This is a genomic window from Actinomycetospora atypica (genome assembly GCF_042653685.1).
GTDB classification, from domain to species: domain Bacteria; phylum Actinomycetota; class Actinomycetes; order Mycobacteriales; family Pseudonocardiaceae; genus Actinomycetospora; species Actinomycetospora atypica.
Genome location: NZ_JBHSIV010000068.1, coordinates 1 through 9887, shown reverse-complemented (window position 1 = coordinate 9887; position 9887 = coordinate 1). Strand labels below are relative to the sequence as shown.

The window sequence follows — 9887 nt, the reverse complement described above, 5'->3', positions numbered from 1 at the left end:
CCGGGAGCCAGGCGGCCCGGCGCAGCGCGTCGGTCGCGGCCTCCTGCAGCACCGCGTCGACCTCGGAGGCCGGCAGCCCGTGCCCCGGGACGAACCGGGTGCGGTCGGCGGGGGCGAGCGCGGCGACGAGCTCCGGGAGGTGCGCCGCGGCCGCCCGCAGCACGTGGGTGGTCAGCCGCCCGGGGCGCACGCGGCGGCGGTCGGCGTCGAGCGGGACGGTGACGACGAGCCGCGCGGGCAGCGTGGTGCCCTCGGCGGTGGGGGTCGGGGCGTACAGGACGTCGTGGGGGTCGGCGCCCGGGGTCCACGCCCAGAGCCCCTCCCACCGGGTGCGTCCCCGGTCCTCGACCGCGAGGGCGTCCCGTCCGGCCTCGTCGTGCCGGAGCTCCGGCGGCAGCTCCCCGCCGCACCGCAGCGTCGTCCACACCACGCCGCCGACCGTCACGCGGCCGCCGCCGTCGTCGTGACGCTCGAGCCGGCCGCGTCCCTCGACCTCCACCGCGCCGAGACCGGGCAGCGCGAGCAGCAGGTCGCGGGCCTCGGCGCGCACCTGGTCGAGCAGCTCGTCGGCCGGCTTCGCGAGCGGGACGCGCACCGCGGTGGTGACGTCGTCGGGCAGGTCGGTGTCCTCGGCCGGCCACACGAGGCGCAGCGCCGGGACCCCGTCGGGGCCGCGCCGGCGGGCCTCGTCGGCGACGGCCCCGCCGAGCGCGAGGACCTCGTCGTAGGTGCGGGACCGGTCGAAGGCCACCCCGACGACGCCGTCCGCAATCCGGGTGACGACGCGCGGGGCGTCGCCGAGGTCGAGTACGGCCGCGAAGCCGACCCCGAACCGGCCGACCACGGCCTCGTCGGGACCCCGCTTCGCTGAGGCCCGCAGCGAGGCGAGCGACGCGACCCCGGCGGCGTCGAGCGGCGCCCCGGTGTTCCCGACGACCAGCTCGGTGCCGTCGGTGCGCACGCTCAGCGTGGTGGGCGCCCCGGCGCGGATCCCGGCGTCGGCGGCGTTCTGCGCGAGCTCGACGAACCAGCGGTCGCGGTACCCGCCGCGGACGAGGTCCTCCTCGGCGTTCGCGTCCTCGCGCAGGCGCGCGGGCGAGGCCGACCACGCGTCGAGGACGGCACGGCGCAGCGCAGCGGTGCCGAAGGGGTCGGGAGGCACCGGGGGTCAGCTGGTGCTGGGTTCCATCTCGACGCCGTCGTCGTAGACGAGCTCCGAGACCATGACCACCGAGCCGGTGTCGATCTGCAGCTCGGAGTGCCCGCCGCAGCCGTACTCGGCGTGCACCACGTGCCCGTCGGCGGGGACGTTGCCGTTGCCGCAGACCCCGAAGGTGCCGCGCAGCGAGCCGACGAGCGAGAGGTAGAACCCGCAGGTGCCGCAGTGGGCCGAGGCGGCGCGGGCCATCTCCGCGCCCGGGCCGAAGTCGCCGTCGCTCCAGCGGACCGCGGCGTCGAGGCGGCCCTCGGGGCTCATCACGCGGGGCCGGCCGAAGCCGAGCTCGTCGGCGACGTCGGCGAGCTGGTCGGGGTCGTCGCCCTCCTCGAGCGAGGCGTGGGCGGGGACGAGGCGCTCGTCGTCCTCGTCGACCGGCAGGAGGTCGCCGGGCGCGAGGTCCTCGGCGCGGACCCGCTCGTTCCACGGGATCCACTCGGGGGCGACCACCGCGTCGGCGCCGGGGAGCAGCGCGATCTCGCCGACGGTCACCTCGTCGGTGCCCATGACGGTGACCGCCCAGGTCCACCCGCGGTAGCCGGGCTTGGCGGCGGCGAAGTAGTGGGTGGCGGCGGAGGCGTCCTCGAACTCGACGTCGAGGTGCTCCCCGACCTCGGCGGCCTCGCCGTCGGCGGCCTCGACCGCCGCGACGCGCGCGAGATCGACCGCGTCCGCGAGGAGGGCGGGCACGGTGCCGGAGGTGGGGTCGGCGAGATCCTGCACGCCACCGATTGTGCCGCACTCCGGCGCCCGCTCCGCGCGGGGCGCCGAGTGGTCGATCAGCGACGGCCGAGCGGCCCCCGGGGGTGCACCCGACGTGACAGCCTTCCCCGGTGCGGTGGTGCCTCGCGCTCGTCCTCGTCCTCGTCGCCGGGTGCTCGTCCTCCGCTCCCGACGAGCCGCCCTCGGCCACCCCGCTGACGGTGCAGGTCCTCGCGACGACCCAGCACGACCCGGCTGCCTTCACCCAGGGGCTCGAGATCGCGGGCGGCGCACTGTGGGAGGGGACGGGCCTCGTCGGGCAGTCGCAGCTGCGCGAGACCGACCCGGCCACCGGGGCGGTGCGCCGCGCCGTGGACCTCCCGGCCGACCAGTTCGGCGAGGGCATCACGGTGACCCCCACCGCGATCTGGCAGCTGACGTGGAAGAACGGCGTGGCCTACGAGCGCGACCCGGCCACCCTCGCCGTCCGGCGCACCGTCCCGCTCGAGCGCGAGGGCTGGGGGATCTGCCACACCGGGGGCGACCTGGTGACCAGCGACGGCTCGACGACGCTCGTGGTCCGCGACCCGGCGACGTTCGCGCCGCGGCGCACCCTCGAGACGGGGGTGTCGCAGCTCAACGAGCTCGAGTGCGTCGGCGGGACCGTCTGGGCCAACGTGTGGCAGACCGACCGGATCGTCGGGGTCGACCTCGCGACCGGGCGGGTGACCGCCGTGGTCGACGCCTCCGCGCTGCGTCCCGCGCAGACCCGGTCGGACCCCGACGCCGTGCTCAACGGGATCGCCGCGGTCCCGGGGACCGACGAGTTCCTGCTGACCGGCAAGCGCTGGCCGACCACCTTCCGGGTGGCGCTCCGCGCCCCGTGAGCACTGATCCGCCTCCAGGCACGGATTAGTGCTCACGTGCGCGCAGCGCACCTCTCGGCGAGCAGCTCGAGGACGTGGCGGTAGGTCTCCCCCGTCGCCTTCGACATGCCCATCTCGCAGGTCCGGTTGCAGGAGGCGTGCAGCTCCGTCGGGTGCGCGAGCACCTCGGCGGCCTGCTCGGCGGTGGCCGCCGCCGTCAGCTCCGGGTGCAGCATCCCGCGGTCGCCGGCGTATCCGCAGCAGCCCCACGCCGTGGGGACCACCACCTCGTCGGCCACCGCCTCGGCGAGCAGCCGCAGCTCGTCGCCGATGCCGAGGTGGGTGGTGGAGCACGTCGGGTGCAGGGTCAGCGACGCGGCCCGCGAGGTCACCTCGAGCTTGGGCAGGATCTCCGTCGCGGTGTAGGTGACGGCGTCGACGAAGCGCAGCGAGGCGACGCGGGCATCGTCGGGAAGGAGCTTCGTCATGCCCTCGAGGCCGTGGGTGCAGGACGACGCGTCGACGACCACCGGCAGCCGGCCCTGCTGCGTGGAGCCCCACAGCCCGTCGACGACGCGGCGGGCCATCGTGCGGCTGCCCTCGGTGAAGCCCTTGGACTCCCACGGCACGCCGCAGCACATCCCACCGATGCCCTCGGGCACCGCGACGACGACCCCCGCCCGCTCGGCGAGGCGCAGGAAGGCGTGCGCCGACCCGTCGCCCGATTCCGGGGCGAACACCTGGTGCAGGCAGGTGGGGAAGAAGACGACGTCGGGGTTCGCCGGGTAGACCGCGTCGGGGCGGGTGTCGGCGCCGGTGGGCACCTCGCGGGAGTAGAGCGGCACGAGGTCGGTGGGCAGCACCCGGCGCGCCGCCGCCGAGGCCGCCGCGGCCAGCCCGGGCACCGTCGCGGCCGCCTTCAACGCGATCCGGGCGGTGCCGGAGACGCCCTGCCAGCGCTCGGCGACCGCGCGCCCGGCGGCCTGGGCACGGTCGGAGTGGCGCTCGCCGCGCAGCCGCTTCATCAGGTCGCCGGTGTTGATCCGCACCGGGCAGGCGGTGGCGCACATGCCGTCGGCGGCGCAGGTGTCGACGGCCTCGTAGGCGTAGTCGGCCTCGATGGCCGCGGCCAGGACCGGGTCCTTCGCGGCCGCGCGGCGCAGGACGATCCGCTGGCGCGGGGTGGTGGTGACCCGCCGCGAGGGGCAGACGGGCTCGCAGTAGCCGCACTCGACGCAGGCGTCGACCTCGGGGTCGACGGTCGGCACGATCTTCAGATCGGTGAGATGCGCGTCGGCGTTGTCGGACAGGATGATCCCGGGGTTGAGCAGGCCCGTGGGGTCGCAGAGGTCCTTGACCGCGCGCATCACGCCGTAGAGCTCGTCGCCGTACTGGCGGCGCACGAAGGGCGTCATGATCCGCCCGGTGCCGTGCTCGGCCTTGAGCGTGCCGTCCTGGGAGAGCACGAGGTCGACCATGTCGTCGGTGAAGACGCGGTAGCGCTCGAGGGAGGCCTCGTCGTCGAACCGCTCGTTGACCAGGAAGTGGACGTTGCCGTCCTTCGCGTGCCCGAAGATCACCGAGCCCTCGTAGCCGTGGCGGTCGAACAGCTCGGTCAACCCGTCGCAGGTCGACGGGAGCGTCCGCACCGGCACCGAGACGTCCTCGAGCAGCGCCGTCGTCCCGCTCGGGCGCGCCGCCGCGACCGCGGTGTAGAGGCCCTTGCGCAGCGCCCACAGCGACGCCCGCGCGGTGGGCTCCCGCGTGAGGCCGGCCTCCCGGGTCAGCGGGAGGGCGTCGAGGACCGGCTCGGCGTCGGCCTGGATCCCGTCGAGCTCCTCGGCCGTGGCGGTCTGGAACTCGACGAGCAGGCCCGCGTGCCCGTCGACCTCCAGGCCGCGCACCGACTCCGGCGAGCGGGGGTCGGACTGCGCCACCACGAGCGCCCGCGCGTCGAGCAGCTCCAGGGTCTTCGCCCCGGCCTCCAGCAGCGAGGGCAGCGCGTCGGTGGCGTCGGCGGTGTTCGCGAAGACGAGCATCGAGGTCGCCGCGTGCGGCAGGACCGGCAGCGTGTCGAGCACGACGTCGGCGACGAAGCCGAGCGTGCCCTCGCTGCCGACCATCAGGTGCGCGAGGACGTCGATCGGCCGGTCGAAGTCGAGGAACGAGTTCAGCCCGTAGCCCATCGTGTTCTTCATCGAGAACAGGTGGCGCAGCCGCTCGACGGAGTGCCGGTCGTCCCGGACCCTGCTCGTGAGCTCCGCCAGGCCCTCGTAGAGCTCGCGCTCGCGGTGGCGCAGCTCGTCGTCGGCGTCGGGCCGGGCGGTGTCGATGACGGTGCCGCTCGCGAGCACGAACGTGAGGCTGCGCAGCGTCGAGTAGGTGTTGAACTCGGTGCCGCAGCTCATGCCGCTCGAGTTGTTCGCGACGACCCCGCCGATGGTGCAGGCGGCCGAGCTCGCCGGGTCGGGCCCGATCTTGCGGCCGTACGGGGCGAGGCGGGCGTTCACCTCGTTGACCGTCAGCCCCGGCTGCAGGCGCACCGCGGCCCCGCCGTCGAGGACCTCGATGCCGCGGAAGAACCGGCGGGTGTCGACCATGACGCCGTCGGTGACGCCCTGCCCCGAGAGCGAGGTCCCGCCCGAGCGGAACGTGAGGTGCAGCCGGTCGCGCACCCCGAGCCGCAGCAGCGCCGCCACCTCCGCCGCGTCCGCCGGGAGCACCACCGCCTGCGGCTGCAGGAGGTAGTGCGAGGCGTCGTTGGCGTGCGCGGCGAGGTCGATCGCGCGGTGCCGCACGCGCTCCGGGTCGGCGATGACGCCGCGGAGCGAGTCGACGAGCGTGGTGGTGGTGGCCGTCACGCGTCCACGATCGCACCGGATCGGGTGGGACGCACGGGTCTAGCGCGTCAGGTACCGGACGACGGCCAGCACCCGGCGGTGGTCGTCGGCGTCGTCGGCGAGCCCCAGGGCCTCGTAGACCCCGGACACGTGCGCGACCACGGCCTTCTCCGTGATGCCGAGCCGGCGGGCGATCGCCGCGTTGCTGCGCCCCTCCGCGACGAGGCCCAGCACCTCGCGGCGGCGGGCGGAGAGCCGCTCCACCCCGTCGTCCCGGCGGGCCAGCATGGCCGTGACCACCTCGGGGTCGAGGGCGACGTCGCCGTCGGCGACCCGGCGCAGGTCGCGCACGAAGTTCCCGACGTCGGCCACCCGCTGCTTGAGCAGGTAGCCCACGCCGCGGGCCCGGGCGCCGAGCAGTTCGACGGCGTACTGCCCGTGGACGTGCTGGGACAGCACGACGACCGCGACCCCGGGCTGGGCCGCGCGGATGCGGACCGCCGCCCGCAGGCCGTCGTCGGTGCGGTCGGGCGGCATGCGGATGTCGGTGAGCACGAGGTCGGGCGCGAGGCGGCGGGCGTGCTCGACGACGGCCGGGGCGTCACCGACCGCGGCCACCACCTCGAAGCCCTCGCGGCCCAGGAGCAGCGTGAGCCCCTCGCGGAGCAGCGCCTCGTCCTCCCCGATCACCACTCGCACGGGAGCTCCGCGGTCAGCAGCGTCCCGCCACCGTCGGGGCTCTCGACCGCGAGCCGGCCGCCGAGCGCCTCCACCCGGTCGGCGAGGCCCCCCAGCCCGGTCCCGCCGCCGCCGGCGGCCCCGCCCACCCCGTCGTCGCGCACCGAGACGTGCAGCAGGCCGCCGCGGCGGTGCAGCCCGACCTCGAGCGTGGCCGCCGAGGCGTGCTTCACCGTGTTGGTGATCGCCTCGGCCACCACGTGGTACGCCGTGCCCTCCACCGACGGGGGCAGCCGGCCCGGGTCGGCGTCCTCGTCGTCGTTGATGAGCCCGGTGCGCAGCGGGGTGCGCGCGAGCATGTCCTGCACCGCCGCGACGAGGCCCCGTTCCAGGAGCATCGCGGGCATGACGCCGGCGACGATGAGCCGGACCTCGGCGGCGACCTCGTCGACGTCCCGGCGGAAGGCCTCCAGGTCCGCCTCCTCGGGCCGCGCGGTCCCCGCCCGCAGCGCGAGGAGCACGAGGCGGCTCTGCAGCCGGTCGTGCAGGTCGCGGGCGAGGCGGCGCCGCTCCCGGTCGCCCGCCTCGACGAGGCGCAGCCGGGACTCGCGCAGCCGCTCCTGCTCGGCGAGCAGGAGCGTCGTCAGACGTTCCCGGTCCACCGCGATCGCGACGACGCGTCCGGCCGCGCGGACCGTCTCGGTGTCGGGCTGCAGCGACGGGTCGTGCACGATCGCGCCCACCGGCTGGCCCGCCAGCTCGACCGGGACCAGGTCGCGGCCGGCGGGGACCTCGACGGGCCGGCCGTCCCCGTCCACCCAGCCGCCGTCGTCGCCGCGGAAGGCGAGGGTCAGCGACGGGTCGCCCAACGTGCGGGCCAGCGCCGGCCCGACCTCCCCGCGGCCGCGGTCGGTGCTCCCCAGCCAGACGCCGAGCTGCTCGATCGCCGCGGTGCGGGCGAACCCGCCGCGCAGGATCCCCGCGGCGAAGGCGATCGGGATGCCGGCCATGGCGACCAGCTGGACCCACTCGACGACCAGCGGGTTCGTGGGGACGACCCGCCGCAGGTTCGCCACCACCACGACGCCGAGCACCGCGCCCCCGCCGTAGAGGTAGAGCGGGGCGAGCACCGGACGGTCGGACGTGGGCGCCGCGCGCAGCCGGTGGAGCAGCACGAGCGCCGTCGCCCCGATCACGAGGAAGGCGCAGCTCGCGTTCACCGCGCGCCCCGCGAACAGCAGGTCGGGGCGGTCGGCCACCCGGAACGGCGACGACGCCGTCCACAGCCATACCGGCGCCTGCAGCACCGTCGTCGTGACATAGCCGCCGACGACGAGCCCCGTCACCCGGCGCCCGCGCAACCGCCCGGACGGGAAGGCGAGCAGCATGTGCAGCACGATCGCGACGGGCACCGTCGCCACGACGATGCCCACGCCGACCAGCGCCGGGACCGGCGTGCTGGCCAGCCCGCACAGGATCCAGACCCCGCCGCCGGCGGTGAGCAGTGGGCCGATGCGGCTGCCGGGACGCCGCGCCCACGCCCACAGCCCGGCGCCGAGGTAGACGCCCGCGACGGCCGGGTAGGCCAGCCCGACCGCGACGCCCTCCGGCGGGCCGCCGAGGATCAGCTCCACCTCGACGAGCGCGAAGGCCGCACCCAGGGCGCCGAGCAGCCACAACGCCGTGGTCGGCGCGCCCGTGGCCGGTCTCCGCACCCGCGAAGGCTGGCACGCGTCCGGCCGCGGGTCCACGGGACCTGGGTCCCTGGCGGGAGGCCCGGCGCGCTCCTAGCGTCCGGTGTCCATGACCACTCGGTCCGCACCCCGGCCCCCGGTGCTCTTCACCCCCGAGACCGCGCCCTGGCGCGTCCCGGCCCCGCGGCCGCGGGAGCCCGACGAGGTCCGGGTGCAGGTCGGCCCGGCCGGGCGCGACCCGGCGGAGGTCCGCGCCCTGTTCTCGGCGGTCTACGCCGGCGCCCCGTGGCCGGTGCGGCCGTGGCAGCTGCTCGCCCACGTCGACGCCCAGGGGGTCGACCTCGTCACCCGGGCCGCCCTCGGCGCCCTCCCGCCGCGCACGTACACCGGGCCCGACGAGGTGTCCGCGGCCCTCGCCGCGCTGCCCCCGGTCCACCGGCGCCGCCGGGTGGGGCCGTAGGCCCGACCCGGGCCGGGCCCGGCCCGGGCTCACACCGGACACCCACGTCGCGGCAGGCATGATTCACCCGTGCGTGCCGCTCCCCTGCTCACCGCGACGGCCCTGGCCGCCGTCGTCCTCACCGCGTGCTCCTCGGCGCCGACCTCGCCGAGCGCGGCCACCGGCACCTCCGTGCCGCCGTCGTCGGGCGCCCCCGCCCCGGCCACCGGGGCGCTGCGGGTCGAGACCGTGGCGTCGGGGATGGACAAGCCGTGGGACGTGACCTGGGTGCGCGACCGCATGGTGGTCACCCAGCGCGAGGGCACCCTCTCCACCGTCGTGGACGGCCGGGTGCGGCCGGTCGCCGCCGACCTCGGCGACGTCTACGCGCGCGGTGAGGGCGGGCTGATGGGGCTCGCCGCCTACCCCGACGACTCCGGGCGCTTCGTCACCTGCCAGACCCACGCCGAGGGCGGGCGCCCCGTCGACATCCGGGTGGTCGCCTGGCAGCTTTCCGCCGACGGCGCGAGCGCCACGCGCACGAAGGACCCGCTGGTCGGCGGCCTGCCGATCAACCCGTCGGGCCGCCACTCCGGGTGCCGCCCCACCTTCGGGCCCGACGGCGCCCTCTACGTCGGCACCGGCGACACGGCCCGCGCGACGATCCCGCAGGACCGCTCCGCGCTCGGCGGCAAGGTGCTGCGCGTCGACCCCGAGACCGGGGGCCCCGCCGCCGGCAACCCGTTCGCCTCCTCGGGCAGCGCCGCCGAGCGGCTCGTCTCCGGCTTCGGGCACCGCAACGTGCAGGCCGTCGCGTTCCAGCCGGGCACCGGCACCGGGTGGTCGGTCGAGCACGGCTCCGACGTCGACGACGAGGTCAACGTCGTCATCCCGGGCCGCAACTACGGCTGGGACCCCTCCCGCGGTGGCGAGACCCCGGGCGGGTACGACGAGTCGGTGGCGATGACCGACCTCGAGCGCTACCCCGAGGCGGTCCCCGCCGCGTGGAGCTCCGGCGACCCGACGATCGCCACCAGCGGCGGCGACTTCCTCACCGGGTCGGGCTGGGGCGACCTCGACGGGGCCTTCGCCGTCGCCGCGCAGAAGGGTGAGAAGCTGCTGTTCATGCGCCCCGGCACCGGACCCGACGCCCAGCGCATCGTGTCCGTCTCCACCCCCGGAGAGCTCGACGGCGAGTTCGGCCGCCTCCGCGGCGTCCGCCTCGGGCCCGACGGCGCGCTCTACCTGACCACCGACAACGGCGGCGACGACTCCGTCCTGCGCGTCACCCGGGGGTGACCCGGCCCGGGTGGTGGGAGCAGGGCGCCCGTCCCGAGGGCGCCCCGCCCCGCCCACCCGTGGGGCCGGCCCCGCGCGGTCCCGCGCCCCGGCCGACCGCCCGCTACGGCCCGCCGGGCTGGGACGTCCCGCCGCCCGGCACCCCGCCGCCCG

General features: G+C 76.5%; 8 protein-coding genes. 3 read left to right on the top strand and 5 right to left on the bottom strand.

Features of this window, described 5'->3' with window-relative positions:
• The coding region (locus tag ACFPBZ_RS29135) for a sacsin N-terminal ATP-binding-like domain-containing protein (RefSeq protein ID WP_378039612.1) at positions 1 to 1162 on the bottom strand (1162 nt) is incomplete at its 3' end.
• 6 nt (positions 1163 to 1168) lie between these two features.
• Positions 1169 to 1939 (bottom strand): DUF3027 domain-containing protein, encoded by a 771-nt coding sequence (locus tag ACFPBZ_RS29130; RefSeq protein WP_378039611.1) that lies wholly within the window; start codon positions 1937 to 1939, stop codon positions 1169 to 1171.
• Positions 1940 to 2049: 110 nt separating this feature from the next.
• On the opposite strand from ACFPBZ_RS29130, the gene ACFPBZ_RS29125 reads away from it, so the two are divergent.
• Entirely contained in the window at positions 2050 to 2805 is a 756-nt protein-coding gene (locus ACFPBZ_RS29125) for a glutaminyl-peptide cyclotransferase (RefSeq protein WP_378039610.1), read from the top strand.
• Between the two features lie 32 nt (positions 2806 to 2837).
• On the opposite strand, the gene ACFPBZ_RS29120 is transcribed toward ACFPBZ_RS29125, so the two are convergent.
• From ACFPBZ_RS29120 to ACFPBZ_RS29110, 3 genes are read right to left on the bottom strand one after another with little or no spacing between them, the layout of a single operon-like run.
• Positions 2838 to 5645, bottom strand: coding sequence for an FAD-binding and (Fe-S)-binding domain-containing protein (locus ACFPBZ_RS29120; protein ID WP_378039609.1), 2808 nt, complete (start codon positions 5643 to 5645; stop codon positions 2838 to 2840).
• Between the two features lie 39 nt (positions 5646 to 5684).
• On the bottom strand, positions 5685 to 6323 hold the full coding sequence (locus ACFPBZ_RS29115) for a response regulator (protein WP_378039608.1): 639 nt from the start codon (positions 6321 to 6323) through the stop codon (positions 5685 to 5687).
• Positions 6311 to 8017, bottom strand: coding sequence for a sensor histidine kinase (locus ACFPBZ_RS29110; RefSeq protein WP_378039607.1), 1707 nt, complete (start codon positions 8015 to 8017; stop codon positions 6311 to 6313). Before ACFPBZ_RS29110 ends, ACFPBZ_RS29115 begins: the two co-directional genes overlap by 13 nt.
• 88 nt (positions 8018 to 8105) lie before the next feature.
• Between ACFPBZ_RS29110 and ACFPBZ_RS29105 the strand changes: the two genes are divergently transcribed.
• Both ACFPBZ_RS29105 and ACFPBZ_RS29100 read left to right on the top strand, forming a co-directional pair.
• Positions 8106 to 8456, top strand: coding sequence for a DUF2795 domain-containing protein (locus tag ACFPBZ_RS29105; protein WP_378039606.1), 351 nt, complete (start codon positions 8106 to 8108; stop codon positions 8454 to 8456).
• A gap of 69 nt (positions 8457 to 8525) precedes the next feature.
• Positions 8526 to 9734 (top strand): PQQ-dependent sugar dehydrogenase, encoded by a 1209-nt coding sequence (locus ACFPBZ_RS29100; RefSeq protein ID WP_378039605.1) that lies wholly within the window; start codon positions 8526 to 8528, stop codon positions 9732 to 9734.
• Positions 9735 to 9887: the final 153 nt, after the last annotated feature.

Excerpts from the sequence above, each read along its gene's own strand:
- ACFPBZ_RS29105 (WP_378039606.1), top strand. The coding sequence starts at position 8,106 with ATGACCACTCGGTCCGCACCCCGGCCCCCGGTGCTCTTCACCCCCGAG.